13 protein-coding genes are annotated in these 15,065 nt (G+C 37.1%); 11 read left to right on the plus strand and 2 right to left on the minus strand.

What is annotated here, in order from left to right; genetic code table 11:
- Nucleotides 1-27 precede the first annotated feature (27 nt).
- Nucleotides 28-843, plus strand: coding sequence for an acyltransferase family protein (locus ASG89_RS38690; RefSeq protein WP_082593476.1), 816 nt, complete (start codon nucleotides 28-30; stop codon nucleotides 841-843).
- A gap of 244 nt (nucleotides 844-1,087) precedes the next feature.
- Nucleotides 1,088-1,684, plus strand: coding sequence for a serine O-acetyltransferase (locus tag ASG89_RS20670; RefSeq protein ID WP_235549856.1), 597 nt, complete (start codon nucleotides 1,088-1,090; stop codon nucleotides 1,682-1,684).
- Between the two features lie 86 nt (nucleotides 1,685-1,770).
- Here ASG89_RS20670 and ASG89_RS20675 read toward each other — a convergent pair whose 3' ends face one another.
- Nucleotides 1,771-1,992, minus strand: coding sequence for a hypothetical protein (locus ASG89_RS20675; RefSeq protein ID WP_057312970.1), 222 nt, complete (start codon nucleotides 1,990-1,992; stop codon nucleotides 1,771-1,773).
- A 76-nt stretch (nucleotides 1,993-2,068) separates the two neighbouring features.
- Between ASG89_RS20675 and ASG89_RS38245 the strand changes: the two genes are divergently transcribed.
- The 4 genes from ASG89_RS38245 (at nucleotide 2,069) to ASG89_RS20690 (ending at nucleotide 6,412) form a co-directional block, all read left to right on the plus strand.
- Nucleotides 2,069-2,200: a hypothetical protein gene (locus ASG89_RS38245; RefSeq protein ID WP_268795640.1), complete on the plus strand. Its 132-nt coding sequence runs from the start codon at nucleotides 2,069-2,071 to the stop codon at nucleotides 2,198-2,200.
- Between the two features lie 142 nt (nucleotides 2,201-2,342).
- Entirely contained in the window at nucleotides 2,343-2,504 is a 162-nt protein-coding gene (locus tag ASG89_RS20680) for a hypothetical protein (protein ID WP_157276741.1), read from the plus strand.
- 518 nt (nucleotides 2,505-3,022) lie between these two features.
- A complete protein-coding gene (locus tag ASG89_RS20685; RefSeq protein ID WP_057312972.1) occupies nucleotides 3,023-3,754 on the plus strand; it encodes a GDSL-type esterase/lipase family protein in 732 nt (243 codons plus the stop codon).
- Nucleotides 3,755-3,949: 195 nt separating this feature from the next.
- Nucleotides 3,950-6,412 (plus strand): right-handed parallel beta-helix repeat-containing protein, encoded by a 2,463-nt coding sequence (locus tag ASG89_RS20690; protein WP_057312973.1) that lies wholly within the window; start codon nucleotides 3,950-3,952, stop codon nucleotides 6,410-6,412.
- Between the two features lie 75 nt (nucleotides 6,413-6,487).
- Here the strand turns inward: ASG89_RS20690 and ASG89_RS20695 are convergent, their stop codons facing one another.
- Nucleotides 6,488-8,641 carry a right-handed parallel beta-helix repeat-containing protein gene (locus tag ASG89_RS20695; protein WP_057312974.1) on the minus strand — a complete coding sequence of 718 codons (2,154 nt, stop codon included), beginning with the start codon at nucleotides 8,639-8,641 and terminating at the stop codon, nucleotides 6,488-6,490.
- A 526-nt stretch (nucleotides 8,642-9,167) separates the two neighbouring features.
- On the opposite strand from ASG89_RS20695, the gene ASG89_RS20700 reads away from it, so the two are divergent.
- The 5 genes from ASG89_RS20700 to ASG89_RS20720 are packed head-to-tail and all read left to right on the plus strand — an operon-like array spanning nucleotide 9,168 to nucleotide 15,047.
- Nucleotides 9,168-10,997 carry a nucleoside-diphosphate sugar epimerase/dehydratase gene (locus tag ASG89_RS20700; RefSeq protein WP_057312975.1) on the plus strand — a complete coding sequence of 610 codons (1,830 nt, stop codon included), beginning with the start codon at nucleotides 9,168-9,170 and terminating at the stop codon, nucleotides 10,995-10,997.
- An 18-nt stretch (nucleotides 10,998-11,015) separates the two neighbouring features.
- Nucleotides 11,016-11,891: a UTP--glucose-1-phosphate uridylyltransferase GalU gene (gene galU, locus ASG89_RS20705; RefSeq protein ID WP_057312976.1), complete on the plus strand. Its 876-nt coding sequence runs from the start codon at nucleotides 11,016-11,018 to the stop codon at nucleotides 11,889-11,891.
- Between the two features lie 9 nt (nucleotides 11,892-11,900).
- Entirely contained in the window at nucleotides 11,901-13,064 is a 1,164-nt protein-coding gene (locus ASG89_RS20710) for a glycosyltransferase family 4 protein (protein WP_057312977.1), read from the plus strand.
- Complete coding sequence (locus ASG89_RS20715; RefSeq protein WP_057312978.1) at nucleotides 13,049-14,158, plus strand: glycosyltransferase family 1 protein; 1,110 nt, start codon at nucleotides 13,049-13,051, stop codon at nucleotides 14,156-14,158. Before ASG89_RS20710 ends, ASG89_RS20715 begins: the two co-directional genes overlap by 16 nt.
- A gap of 4 nt (nucleotides 14,159-14,162) precedes the next feature.
- Nucleotides 14,163-15,047, plus strand: a complete 885-nt coding sequence (locus ASG89_RS20720) for a glycosyltransferase family 2 protein (RefSeq protein WP_057313048.1) — start codon at nucleotides 14,163-14,165, stop codon at nucleotides 15,045-15,047.
- Nucleotides 15,048-15,065 lie beyond the last annotated feature (18 nt).

Raw genomic sequence — 15,065 nt, forward strand, 5'->3', positions numbered from 1 at the left:
GTTGTACCTAATTTTTCCATCTTTCAGATGATTCAATATACTCCCTTGCATATCATCTGGGCGGGACATGAAGCCGTAATTTTATTCTTTGTTCTAAGTAGATTCGTTTTATCTCTACCTTTTCATAAGCATCAAACTTACAAGTATAATCAATATTTTGTAAAACGTTTATATCGGATATATATTCCTTACGTAGTATCAATTTGTTTGGCAATGATACTGATGGAAATGTTATCTATCAGTAATATTCCTAGTTTAAGTCAGTGGTTTAATAAAACATGGACTGCAGCGCTATCGAGTAAAGAGATATGGAACCATTATTTTATGTTAGGTAATTTTCAAAGTAATATGCTGAATCCGGTTATATGGTCAGTTGATCATGAGATGAGAATTTCAATTATTTTTCCTTTAATCATGTTGCTTGTTATGAAAATAAATTGGAAAAAAAGTATTGGAATTAGCATTACCGTATCCTTACTTTGCTTACTAATATGGTATATCAGCATTAACTTCTTTAATTACAACATAACAGAATATGATACTTCATTTCTTTTGACTCTACATTATATTTCCTTTTTTATTTTGGGAGCTCTACTAGCAAAGTATCAAAACATCTTCCAAGTATTTTATGCGAAAATGTCTAAAGGATTAAAGTTATTACTTTTAGTGATAAGTGCCTTAGCTTACACATACTCTTGGTGGTTTCTTCCAAACTTGTTTTTTTTGCATATTACATTTATAAGTGATTGGATTATTGCGATTGGAAGTTTAATTATTATTATATTATGTCTTAACTCGAAAAAATCACACCTATTATTGCATAATATATTCTTCGTTTTATAGGGAAAATATCTTATAGCTTGTATCTTATTCATATGACTGTGCTACTAAGTATGGTTCATATATTGTATAGTTTGATACCAATTTGGTTGATTCTTATATTAGTTTTCATTGTTTCGGTTGGTGCAGCAAGTGTCATGTATTATTTAGTTGAAAAACCTGCAATCAAGTTCGGAAAGTATTTAACCAGTAAAAAGGAAATAGTAATTGAGTCAAATAAGAATATACAAAAAAAGGAGTGGATATCATGACTTTTAAAGAGTTAAGATCACTTTGGTATTCGGACCTCTTCCGATATGAGGAGTCACAGCAAGTTGGTTTAAAGAAATTATTGCTACGACAATTCATATCTCCTGGCTTTCATTACACATTCTGGCTGCGTTTGTGTAGATATCTAAGTGAAAAAAATAGTATATGGTTTCCACTTTACTTATTATCAAGAGTTGTGCTTCAGAGATATAAGTATAAATACGGCATCTCAATCTCTCACAATACCAATATTGGCGCTGGATTTTATATTGGTCATTATGGAGGAATAGTAATTAATAGCATGGCAAATATAGGGAAAAACTGCAACATAAGTCATGGAGTTACTATTGGAATGAGTAATAGAGGCAAAAATAAAGGGGTTGCAACCATTGGAGAAAATGTTTACATTGGGCCGGGGGCAAAAATAGTCGGAGCGGTAAAGATAGGAAACAATGCTGCAATTGGAGCCAATTGTGTTGTAACAAAGGACGTTCCAGATAACGGTGTAGTTGTTGGGATTCCTGGTAGAGTAATTTCCTTGGAAGGTTCTGGTGGCTATGTAGGGAATACTGATTATGCACAAAAGCTTATGTAGTAGTTCCATCAACAAAAGAGCATTGCTAGACACCATACATACTTCCAAACGGTTACCCCCTGGGTTAGGATAGTTGTCATAGGCCACTAGTAATCGTATAGAGTGGGTTGCTTTTCGACTTCGGCAAACAGGCGCTGACGAAGTTCGCCATCCGATAGTTCTTTCTCTAACGGCGACGCTATTCCAAGTTCTTCTGCTCGTTGAAAGATTTTGGAAACTGTGTTGCGCAAGCTGGTGCAACTGACAGCGATGTTACGCTGACTGATCCCTTGACTATGAAGCCGCAGGATTTCACGATATTGGGTCATTGTATGACCTCCTCACGAATGATTTGCGTTAGTCTTTCGACAACGCATAGAGTCATTCTAACAGGAGGTTAATGTGATGGCTTTTACCCGCCGGAAGGGTGGCTCAAAAATGCCGGAGAGCTGGCTCTCACTCACCGCAACGATGGCTCAATTTGTTCCAGAGTATTCAATTAGTAGCCTAGGCATTCAAGTGCAATGTATTATTTGATTGAAAAACCCTCAATTAAGTTAGGTGAAATCTTATTTAGTAAGATGGAAAAAGTCGAAAATGTACCTATTTAGCCCCCTAGGAGACTGGGACAGTACACCACTTAATGAAATACAATAATATTAGAGGGTGGGAAAACGTTATGAAGCGTGTACAGTATGATCTTAATTTTAAATTGGATATTATTCGAAAAGGGAAAGAGATCGGTAATTATACGGCAGAGGCAAGGCAGCACGAACTAGATCCCAAGATCTCAAGCAAAGTATTAGAAAAGTCACGTCTTAGCAACTCATCAACATTGTGAATCATTTCACACCTTAACTATATTAAAATAACTGTCTTGACATCTTGTAGCACCATTTTTAGCAAAATGGGATTTGGCAAGTTAAATGGCGTATTTGATTTCAAAAAGGTGACTATATCAAGCTCCCTTGTGCAGGAAATTTTGCGCCAAATGCATCACTAAACCACAAATTCATCGACTGTACATTTACAAACCTTTCATTCACAGTGAAACAAGTGATATTAAGTATTGACAGCAAGAGATTAATTTAATGGTAAAACCATTGGTTGGAAGCGGTTCTCCTACTTCTACACCGCAAAAAAATTGGACAGGAGTATTTTGATATAACAGGTAAATAACTTTATAAGTCATTCAGGTCAACGTCAATAAGTGATTGGATAATAAGAATTAATATAAAATTTTTGCAATAATTAATCAATTTTTATTTTATTAAAGTTCTCCTTAAAACCCTTTGTTCTTTATAAAGAATGTGATACTATGGAAAAAAAGGTTTCAAAACCAAGAGGAGATTAATTAAAATGAAAGCTATTTTATCTATCCTGAGCATTATACGCAAAAAAACTTTTAAAAAACAAAACAACAATCTGACAACGACTACAACTCCGTATTGGCAACAAAAAGTATTAAGTTTCGGATATTTAAACATGTTTGCTGAAGAGGATTCAATTGTTTTTTTGGGTGATTCAATAACCGAGCAATTTATGAATAGTGAATATTTTCATTCAAAATGCATATTGAATAGAGGTATCGGTGGTGATACTACTACGACAATGTTGAGTCGATTGGAGAATACTTTTATAAATATTCAACCTGAGAAGATATTTTTATTGATTGGCATTAACGATATATTACAGAATAAAAATATGAAAGATATTTTATACAACTACAATGCGATAATTAAATCAATAAAAAGTATTCTCCCTTTGACTGAAATTTTTATTCAGTCCATTTTGCCAGTATCGAGAAAAGTAGGATCATCTTCTCATCTTTATAATAAGAAAATTCAACAATTAAATGTTGAAATCATGCAAATAGCAAAAAGAAGCAATTTAGAATTTATTGATACTTACTCATTATTTAAGGATAATGATGGTCATTTGTTAGATATGCACACATTCGATGGGATACATTTAAATGGTGAAGGGTATAAGATGTGGTCTGGAGAGTTGATGAAGTTAATAAACCAAGGGGCAGAACGCAGTTCTCCAATACAAGATAAAACAAAGACAATTGAAGAGCAATTAGCTTAAATAAAACTACAATTTCATAAGAAATGCAAAGATAGGACATCTCGGGTTATGAGATGTCTTTTTGTTTGTATTTTACGAAAATATTTCCCAATCAGATAAAAATTAATTTTACTAATGTGCTTGTTCCTTGACACCCAATCACTTCTCTTAGACTTGCATATTATGAAGAGAGAGAATAGGAAAGGGTGATAATCGATGGCGGAGAGCTCATACGTAATAGAATTAAAAAGATGGAATATTAGAAATGATGGCAGTCAAGCAGTAAGTACTACTAAGGGAATAAACGATGCTTTGATTTGGGCCCAAAATAATGGATATAGTGGCTGTAAGTTGCCGTCAGGTAGCTATTTAGTGGATAAAGATAGTCAAATTCAGATGGTGAGTAATATGACCCTGGACTTGTTTGGCTGCTTAATTAAGAAAGAAACAAATGGGTATCAAAATTACGTTACCATCAGTGTTACCAATAAAGCAAACGCTACCATACTGGGGGGGGTTATACAGGGAGATAAGGGCACTCACGACTATACGACAATAAATGGCCCGCATGAAGGGGGGAAGGGTATTGAAGTAACGGGATCAAGAAATACAACATTAGATAGTGTTGAAGTAAAAGAAACAACTGGATATGGGATAGCTATAAGTTTCTTTTATAACCATTCATATTGGGTATACTTATCTGATCTAGAGACAGGGACATTTGATTCTGCGGGAAAAGCATTAGTTAATGCCAATTGGGTGAGAACCAACAAATTTTATGCGTTGTCAGAGCCTCAGATTCAAAAAATGGGATACTTTATGGTATGTGGCAATGGTTACGGAGGATATGGAAATGGTCTGGATCTATCTAAAAAGTTGGTCACAGCATTTTTTTATGACAATAATAATAACTACTTAGGTCAATTAACCCGCAGAACGTATGAGGAATTTTATGTATCTACTTTACCAGCGGGAGCAACCAAATTTAAGTTATCATACAGGTATAAAATCGGAGAGATATTAGACAGTACAACAACAATTCGCTCTGATGCATATTCGAAAGGAGTAAATATCGTTAACTGTTTTATTCATGACTGCAGAACATTGGGTATTTCAGGTAGTGGCCAATACATTAACATAGAAAACTGTGAAATTTCGAAGAATGGCGGTACTGCACCAGGGTTTGGTATTGATATTGAAGATGGTTATAACTTGAATCAAAACATAACGATAAGAAACAATTATTTCCATGATAATAAGAATGGTGATGTTGTCGTTGTCAGTGCGAGAAATGTACTGCTCGAACTTAATAAATTCAACGGTACAGTTAGTTTTGGAGGATCAAGAGGCGAAAATTATGTATCTCAATATAATGAGTATAACGGTGCAACAGGCAGTGGAACTTCATTGAATGGTGGCGATGGAACTTTCTGTGTATTTCGATATGATCATTTTACCGGTGGCCAACCATTGCTATCCGGTAATTTGCTGTATGAAAATTCAGTATTTGACGAGGTTTCATTTCTTCTGCAATCTGATAATTATCTTGAAACAACCTTTAAGGGCTGTAGATTTAACTTCGATAATCCAGATCAAGGTTGGGCCTGGAATATGAGAAAAGGATCTTTAGTATTTTACCAGTGTGAATTTACTATTAACTGCAAATATTATTACTTTTATAATGAAGGACATTTTGGAGATCCTACCAAGAACAATTTGACTTTAAAAGAGTGCGTTATTAATGCCAGCATACCACTGGGAGGATATAAGGTAAATAAATTGATTTTAATCGGAAATAGCTTCATAGGCACAAAGGATAATAAATATCAATATCTTGACATACAAGCAAACAATGTCTTAATGACTGATAATGTAATCGATGGTGTCAATATGAATTTAAATGGTGGTATTGGAACGAATTCAATTGTGACAATAAAAGACAATTCGATAACTATAAATAAATCAGATTTGAATTTTGGACCAGAACGAAACGAAGGTATATATATACGTAGATTTGATACTGTATTTGTTGAAAACAACAAAATAAATTTTATATACAATGGTAAAAACCAATTAAGAGGACTCTCTATTTTTAGTGAAAAAATGGTCAACATTAAAGATAATAATTATACTTCTTCTACTGCTATAAGCAAGATAGAATTATTTGGCGCCTATAGAGCAAATGGAGATACAATTCCTGTGCCTTTGCTCGTAGCTGTCATCAAAGATAATATCTCAAGTAAAGTGACAGAGGTAAGGGACAGTACTTTTATTACACAATTATCGAGAACAGCTGGGAATGAAACAGTCAATTTGGAATCTAGCGTGGGTGATGACACTCTTGGATCATCGGTGTCAGTGCCTATTACTGGTGTATATGTGATTGGTCAAAAAATCTATAACTCCGTTCCAAAGCCGGGTGGATATTTAGGATGGATATGTACATCAGGGGGTTATGCTAACAATCAAACTTGGATAGCGAATAAGAGTTACACCAAGGGCAATAGAATCAACTTAAATGGTCACGTTTATGAATCAATGAATAGTGGTACGTCTGGTGTAACGCGTCCAACATTTCCAACCAATTCCGGGGGCTCGGTTAATGATAATAATATTATCTGGAAAGAAATTGGTCTCTTAGCAATATTCAATACGTTTGGAATCATTAATCCATTTTGAACACCGACCGCGGCGAATATAAACAAGCTACTTCCAGTTCAATACAAGAAGTAGCTTGCAGCTCGGTTTAAATAATTACTGCGTTAGTTCATTATCTTTATTAATATCGTTTGACTTTAAATTGAATTTTGCACCTACGAAAATATTGCTGGAAATCGTATAAGCAGGTGCACCTGTTCCTGCGTCAATGGAGTGAATTCCAATTAAATCTTTATTTGTTTTTAATGTGTTATTTTTAAATGTAAATGATTTAACTTGGGCTAGTTTGGTTGAGCCACCAATTGATCCTAATTTGATAAATGGTGTACTTTTAAGTGTAAGATTATTAGCAGTGAAGGTGCTGTTTAGAAATGATAACTGTTTTGCCCCTTGGATATAAATTGCAGCTGCGTAACCAACATCTTTTGAAATAGTAAAGTTAGAATTATTGAAATTGACATCTGGTTCTCCATACAAATTATTTATTGTAAATATCTTACCTAAAGCATTAAAAGTACAATTATTAAAAGTATATTTACCTGGTTGATTAAAAAGCAACCCAACAGATTCAGTTGTTGTGGATGAAAACTTACAATTATTATAAGTTCCTGCGGGGAATATCGTTCCATTGAAAGCATTAAAGTCTTGAACAATTAAGTTATCATAAATATTTTTATCTGTTCCTTTACCTGCTAGTGCCGAGAGTGTAGTCAATCCTTTTATTGTGATATTTGAAAGGTGGACAGGATTATTCCCAACGTTCAGAGATCTGGGAGATGTTGAGTTGGTATTGGTAATTGTAACATTCTCTACTTTTGATCCGAATGGATCAGTGTTATTCAAATTTAAAGTGCTATTATTTAAAGTCGCATTTGTGAATGTGTTATTTGTTGCGCTCAGATTAACTTGCGAGTTATTGAATTTGTTTTGATCTGCAACGCCGGTCCCGCCCATTGTAAAGCTACCATTATTAAATGTATTGTATGTAATGGTTGTATTTGGAAAAGCCTTCCAGATGTACAGACATAGATTACTTTCAAATAAATTATCAGTAATTGAAGCAGTGTTCCCATCAGCAAATACGATATCTCCACCTGTATTATTGTAAAAGTGATTATTTTTTATAATAAGGTTATTATTGGGGAAAAAACCTTGCGCTTCCGCGTCAATTCCATATTGGGGAGCAGTTCCACTGATATCGTGAAATTTACTATTACTAATTTCAATTCCATCTACGCCGACAATTGAAATTCCCTGCCTTCTATTGAATGCTGATTCTGAGTTTTTTATTATTATGTTTCTAGATACATCATTACTAAAAAGTTTTACGAAAAAATTATTAAGGTCATTAGAACTAAATACAGGGTTAAATGTATCAGCGCCTACTGGGATTTGAACTAGGTCGACTCCAAATCTGACTTGTTTAACTGAAGATAAATATTTACCTTTACTATAAAAATAAACATCATATTTGTTACTATTAACACCTTGTGGTTGCTCAAAGACAAAGTATTTTCTTCCTACATAATTTGGGTTTGTAAAGTCTAGGGCAATCTTACTTCTAATTTTTGATGTGGAATTTATAAAGTTGCCCTTATTATCGATATCGCCATAAACGTAGCTTTTGCCATATAAGCCAGCGATTCCAACGATTGAGCCACTAATTGTAATGCCATCTCCAGTAAAATTAAATGTTTTAACGCCATCTATCGTTAAATTGTATGCACCTTCTGAGAATATTCCGATACCGGATTCATGAGTTCCAGTGCTATAAGATTGGTCTTTCCCGCTGAAATTATGTGACTGTTTATCCCCTTGATAAGTTCCACCTTTTAGAGTTACATTATTTACTCCATAGCCAACGTTAATTGTACGATAGCCTTCAAACCCATTACTTTCTTTTTGAATAATCGTTGAATCATCAAGTAAGAATGTCATATTGCTTACCATGTTTATTTGCGCTTGCGGATCATTTGGACTATTTCCTTTACTAATTAAATATTTGCCAGTCGGCATTTTGAAGATTCGGTAACCTTGATTATGTGCCCATTGCAATGCTTGATTTATTCCATTTGTCGTTTCGATTGGATGTGTTCCGTCATTATAGACATTCCAACGGGAAAGTTCTAAGTTGTATGTTGTAGGCACTGCTGTTTGTGTTGAAGCTTCGACAGAAGGTGCTGCCCCAACATGTAAAGATTGAAAAGAAAGAATGAAAAATATTAGTATTCCTAATGCCTTTGAAGTCATTTTCTAACCATCCTTAATGAGTTATTTATATTCATGTAACATTGTACACTAAAAAAAGGGGAATATATCGAAAGAAGTCATAAAATGGATATAAAAAATTTGAATGTGAAATAATCCTTTGAACATAGGATAGAAAATTATTAGTATTGACATGTTCTTTATAAAGAACTACAATATAATTAACTATTTGGGATCAGTGATTAGTATTTTTTTTTACTCAAATTGTTCTTTATAAAGAATTATTTCGTGAAAAACGTTCTTTATAATAGGGTGTTACTAATCCTTTTAGTTTTGTTCTTTATGAAGAACATCAAGAGTGCTCCTATATACGCTCCGGTAATGCCTCCTTACCGTTATCAACGGAGGCACTCGATCATGCTGTGGGTTTGTTTATAGGACCTTAGACGCGAGTCGTCAAGAGTGTGGTGAGAGGTGGGGTTAGATGCCCCATTGATTAAAGGGTTTAATTATAAGGTCTTTCTCCAAAGGCCCTATACTTAAGAACTTTAAGAAAGGGTGGATTTATGTGTCATATAGCCAACGGTTGTCGCTTTTAATTATAGCGGACTCCTTTATTGTATTAACCTCTATTTTCTTTAGCCGATTCTTATTAAGCGCAGATTTACGAGTTATCACGTTGCCGTTAGTTGTAAGTGCAATCGCATTGTTAGTCAGTCATCATGTATTTTCACTGAGGTATAAACTTTATAAAAAAGCGTGGGAATACGCGAGTGTAGGCGAGTTAATCATTGTTTTTAAAGCTGTTTCGTACTCAATTATTGCTGCTGCGTGTGTTCAACAGATTGTTGTTCAAGATATTTACTTTCGGTTACTCGCTGTTACATGGATGTTACATATTTTGTTAATCGGCGGCTCTCGCTTCTGTTGGAGATTACTACGTGGCACGTTGACGAAGAAGACGGACAACAAGAAGCGGACATTGATTATTGGCGCTGGATCAGCTGGTACGATGGTAGCTAGACAGCTAATAAAGAATAGCGATACTGAGTTGCTACCAGTCGCGTTTATTGATGATAACGTGCATATCCACAATCTAGATATTATGGGGATTCCAGTTGTTGGTGGTATAAGTCGAATTGAGAAGACAGTTTCTGAACTTGGCATTGACAGCATTATCATTGCGATTCCTTCCTTAGGACGGAAAGAGTTAAATGCGATTTTTCAAGAATGCGCCAAAACGACGGCCAAAACTCAAACCCTGCCCATGTTAGAGGATCTTGTAACAGGTAAGCTTTCGGTCAACCAATTCATGGATGTTCATGTTGAGGATCTCTTGGGTAGGGAGCCAATCGAGCTTGATATCGCAAGTATTTCTGAGTTTGTTACCCACAAAGTGGTATTGGTAACCGGTGCAGGAGGATCCATTGGCTCTGAAATCTGCCGTCAGGTTTCTAAATTCCAACCTAGCAAGCTCATCTTACTAGGGCATGGAGAGAACAGTATCTATTCCATCGAAATGGAATTGAAGGACATATGTGAATACGACCAAACAGAATTCATTACAGAAATTGCTGATATCCAGGACTCACGCAAAATGATGGCCGTTATGAATCGACATCGCCCTGATGTCGTGTATCATGCGGCAGCACATAAGCATGTACCGCTGATGGAACGCAATCCCGAAGAAGCGGTTAAGAACAACGTAATTGGAACGATGAACGTTGCAATTGCAGCAAACATGTATGAAGTGAATACCTTCGTCATGATTTCCACGGATAAAGCGGTCAATCCAACGAGTGTCATGGGCGCCACGAAAAGAATGGCCGAGATGATCATCCAGGACATGGATAAAAGCAGCAATACGAAGTTCGTAGCCGTTCGTTTCGGCAATGTCTTGGGAAGCAGAGGCAGTGTCATTCCAAGGTTCAAGCATCAAATTGAAAAAGGCGGTCCCGTATCGGTCACCCATCCAGATATGATTCGTTACTTCATGACGATCCCAGAAGCATCTCGCCTCGTTATGCAAGCTGGTGCATTAGCTAAGGGTGGAGAAATTTTTGTCCTTGATATGGGTGAGCCTGTGAAAATTGTGGATCTGGCCAGGAATCTAATCAAGCTATCAGGCAACTCTGTGGAAGAGATCGGTATTGAATTTACCGGTATGAGGCCGGGAGAGAAGCTTTATGAAGAGCTTTTGAAAGCTGATGAGATCGAAGAGCAGCAAGTATACCCGAAGATTTATATCGGTAAAACAGCGGACTTATTTATGGATGAAATCAAAGAGACCATTTCCATGTACAACACATTAGATAAGGATAGCTTAAGAGAGCGATTGCTTAATATTGGAAACAGCAATGTCCTTCTTCTATCCAAAAAATTATCATCTGTAGGCTGAAAAGGAGCAATCCCCCTTATGAAAGTTAGAAAAGCCATTATTCCAGCTGCGGGTCTGGGGACAAGATTCTTACCTGCAACGAAAGCCATGCCGAAAGAAATGCTGCCCATTGTTGATAAACCGACCATTCAATATATTGTTGAGGAAGCTGTTGAATCGGGTATTGAAGATATTATTATTGTGACCGGTAAAGGAAAGAGAGCTATTGAGGATCACTTTGATAATTCCTTTGAGCTTGAGCAGAATTTATATGAGAAACAAAAATTTGATCTATTAACCGAAGTCCAGAAGTCATCCAGAGTCGATATTCATTATATTCGGCAAAAAGAGCCAAGAGGACTGGGGCATGCGATTTGGTGTGCGAGAAAGTTTATAGGGAATGAACCGTTCGCTGTTCTGTTAGGGGATGACATTGTTCGGGCAGATAAACCTTGCCTCAAGCAAATGATGGACCAGTATGAGTATCGTCATTCCTCCATTATTGGGGTAAAACATGTATCAGATGATGAAGTGTCCAGATACGGGATTGTTGATGGTAAACAAATTGAGGAGCGCTTATTTAGCATCAATCATTTAGTCGAGAAGCCCAAGAGAGAGGAAGCGCCATCCAATCTTGCCATCATGGGTCGTTATATTCTGACACCTAGGATATTTGACATTCTCAATGATCAGAAGCCAGGCGCTGGCGGGGAAATTCAGCTAACGGATGCCATTGAGGAGTTAAATATTCTTGAATCGGTGTATGCTTACGAATTTGTGGGCAAACGGTTCGATGTGGGTGAGAAGCTGGGTTTTATACAAACGACGATCGATTACGCTTTACAGCGTGAGGATTTAAGAATTGAACTGCTCAACTATCTTTCTTCCATCATGGAGAAGGAATTAATTAAGTAGGGGATACTTATGTCTAAGAAAATACTATTATGTGCCACGGTTGATTATCACTTTCGAGCATTTCACTTGCCCTATATGAAGTGGTTTAAAGAGCAGGGTTGGGAGGTCCATATTGCCGCTAACGGTGATATGGACCTTCCTTATGTCGACGCGAAGTTTAACATTCCGATCCAAAGATCACCTTTTAAACGAATGAACAAGAAAGCATATGCAGAATTAAAGTCAATCATTGATGAAAATGGCTATGATATTATTCACTGCCATACGCCAATGGGAGGAGTGCTGGCTCGTATAGCGGCGCGGGAAGCTCGTAGGTATGGGACCAAGGTTATCTACACGGCTCATGGGTTTCACTTTTGCAAAGGCGCACCATTTATTAATTGGATGCTCTATTACCCGCTTGAGAAAATACTTTCTTACTGGACAGATTGTTTAATAACAATTAATGAAGAAGATTACAAATTGGCGATTGACCACCGGTTTAGAGCGAGGCGTATTGAGCATGTACATGGCGTAGGCGTAGATACGGAACGGTTTCGACCAATGAATGAAACGAAGAAACATGAGTTGAAAATGAAGGCAGGTTATTCATCAGGGGATATTCTTCTGTTTTATGCCGCAGAGTTTAACCAAAACAAGAATCAGCAATTGTTAATTCACGCACTATCGTTACTTAATAATGATGTCAATAACGTGAATAACGTGAAACTGCTGCTGGCCGGAGAAGGACCGTTGAAAGAACAGTGTATAGAACTTGCCAGGGGATTGGGTGTAGCAGATCAAGTTGACTTTCTGGGTTATCGCAAAGATATTGAACGACTTTTACCGATGTGTGATGTTGCAGTTGCTTCTAGTTTGCGCGAAGGACTTCCATTGAATTTGATGGAAGCTATGGCCTGCGCCCTTCCAATTATCGCTAGCAGCAACAGAGGTCATAGAGAGTTAGTACATAATGATGATAACGGTTGGATTGTAGATCCCAATGACTCAGAGGCAATGGCAGCGAAAGTTAAGCTGCTCGCTCACCATAAGGATTTGCGACTAAAACTAGGCAAGTCGGGCAGAGAGATGGTTGAAAGCAGATACGCTATTCATTCGGTATTAGATGAGAAGCGAATGATATATTCACTATTTATGGATAAAAAGGTGGAGGGAATGTGGGAGATCCAATAAGAATTCTACACGTAGTCGTTAATATGAATCGCGGTGGAGCGGAGACACTCCTTATGAACTTATATCGAAATATCGATCGTTCAAAGGTTCAGTTTGATTTTCTAACCTGTAAAGCGGGAGTATTCGATGCTGAGATCATGGAGATGGGTGGTAAGATTCATCGAATACCTTATGTAACGGATATCGGTCATACGAGATATATCCAGGCTTTGGATCAATTCTTTATGACACATCCCCAATACACAATTGTACATGCCCATATGGATAAAATGAGTGGATTTGTATTGCGATCCGCAAAGAAAACGGGAGCATCCATACGAATTGCGCATAGTCATGGGACTAGAAGCGAGGGAGGGATCGTTTCAAAAATGTATAAGTGGGTTGCGGGGAATTATATAGCTACAAACGCTACCCACTTTTTAGCTTGTACAAATAAAGCAGCCAAATGGTTATTTACAGGAAATGAAAGTAAGGCAATAATCCTGAAAAATGGTATCGAGACTGAAAAATTTTTATTTTCACCTGAGGTAAGAGAAGAAGTAAGACAAGAATTGAATATCCCCCCAAATAGTATTGCGGTGGGGCATGTTGGTAGATTTAATTCTCCGAAGAATCATTCGTTTCTTATAGAAATTTTTGGGGAATTGAATAAATATCAATCAAATACTGTACTTGTATTAGTAGGGGATGGTGTCTTACGTTCAGAGATCGAAAAGAAAGTTAACGCTTTACATCTACAAGATAAGGTAATGTTTCTTGGTGTACGAAGTGACATTACGCGACTACTCCAAGCTTTTGATATGTTCGTTTTTCCCTCGATACATGAAGGGTTACCTGTAACGCTTGTAGAGGCGCAGGGGGCCGGACTTCCTTGTCTGATATCCGATGTGATTACCCGCGAAGTGGATATGGGAATTCATTTGGTAGAGTCGTTATCGTTAAATGACAGGCAGGGCTGGATAGATCAAATGAAACGTGTAATCAGTAGCAAATTGCCCAGGCAGATACCCGAGTTATCCTTATCGAACAAGGGTTACGATATTAAAAACACAGCAGCGTGGACAGAAGGTTTTTATCTTGGTATATCGAGGTGATGGTATGAAGAAGCTTACTGTTTTTACACCGACTTACAATAGAGCTTATTGTCTGCACGTTTGTTATGAGAGTCTGAAAAGGCAGACATCCCGAAATTTCATTTGGTTAATCATAGATGACGGCTCTACAGATCATACGGGAGAACTGGTTGCGGGTTGGATCGCAGAGAATGAGATTCATATCCGTTATCATCGGCAGGATAATTTAGGGATGCACGGAGCACATAATACGGCCTACAGGCTAATCGATACGGAGTTAAATGTATGTATTGACTCTGATGATTACATGCCAGACAGTGCCGTGGAACAGATAAATGCCTTTTGGGATTTACACGGAAGTGAGCAAGTGAGTGGCATTATTGGTCTTGATGCCTTTACGGATGGACGAATCATTGGCTCAAAGCTGCCAGAGGGTGTCAAGCGTTCGACACTTTTCGAGTTGTACAGTAAACATCATGTGACTGGTGATAAGAAGCTGGTTTATCGAACAGAATTAACCAGGCAATATCCTTATCCCATTTTCGAAAATGAAAAATATGTCGGTTTAGCCTATAAGTACTACAAGCTGGATCAACAGTATGAAATGCTGCTCATGAATGAAGTGCTATGCTGTGTAGAATATTTACCAGATGGCTCCTCGATGAACATGCTGAAACAATACCGCAAGAACCCGAACGGATTTGCCTTTTACCGGAAAGAACTCATGAAACTGCCCTTCGCTAGCCTGCTTTTTAAATTCAAACAATCGATCCATTATGTATCCAGCAGTATGACTTCCGGTAATCGCAGGTTTATGAGGGAAACTCCTGCCAAAATCCTGACTTTTCTCGCCATTCCACTTGGGGTCATGCTCTATTGGTATGTGATTAGAAAAACAAGAATTTCTTAGTTACTCGAAAGGAAATCA

This window comes from Paenibacillus sp. Soil766, assembly GCF_001428105.1.
In the GTDB taxonomy this organism is placed as follows: domain Bacteria; phylum Bacillota; class Bacilli; order Paenibacillales; family NBRC-103111; genus Paenibacillus_E.

Bases quoted from the DNA above. Each gene is read 5' to 3' on its own strand.
- ASG89_RS38690 (WP_082593476.1), top strand. From the start codon at position 28: ATGATTCAATATACTCCCTTGCATATCATCTGGGCGGGACATGAAGCC.
- ASG89_RS20670 (WP_235549856.1), top strand. From the start codon at position 1,088: ATGACTTTTAAAGAGTTAAGATCACTTTGGTATTCGGACCTCTTCCGA.
- ASG89_RS20675 (WP_057312970.1), bottom strand. From the start codon at position 1,992: ATGACCCAATATCGTGAAATCCTGCGGCTTCATAGTCAAGGGATCAGT.
- ASG89_RS38245 (WP_268795640.1), top strand. From the start codon at position 2,069: ATGGCTTTTACCCGCCGGAAGGGTGGCTCAAAAATGCCGGAGAGCTGG.
- ASG89_RS20680 (WP_157276741.1), top strand. From the start codon at position 2,343: ATGAAGCGTGTACAGTATGATCTTAATTTTAAATTGGATATTATTCGA.
- ASG89_RS20685 (WP_057312972.1), top strand. From the start codon at position 3,023: ATGAAAGCTATTTTATCTATCCTGAGCATTATACGCAAAAAAACTTTT.
- ASG89_RS20690 (WP_057312973.1), top strand. From the start codon at position 3,950: ATGGCGGAGAGCTCATACGTAATAGAATTAAAAAGATGGAATATTAGA.
- ASG89_RS20695 (WP_057312974.1), bottom strand. From the start codon at position 8,641: ATGACTTCAAAGGCATTAGGAATACTAATATTTTTCATTCTTTCTTTT.
- galU (WP_057312976.1), top strand. From the start codon at position 11,016: ATGAAAGTTAGAAAAGCCATTATTCCAGCTGCGGGTCTGGGGACAAGA.
- ASG89_RS20710 (WP_057312977.1), top strand. From the start codon at position 11,901: ATGTCTAAGAAAATACTATTATGTGCCACGGTTGATTATCACTTTCGA.
- ASG89_RS20720 (WP_057313048.1), top strand. From the start codon at position 14,163: ATGAAGAAGCTTACTGTTTTTACACCGACTTACAATAGAGCTTATTGT.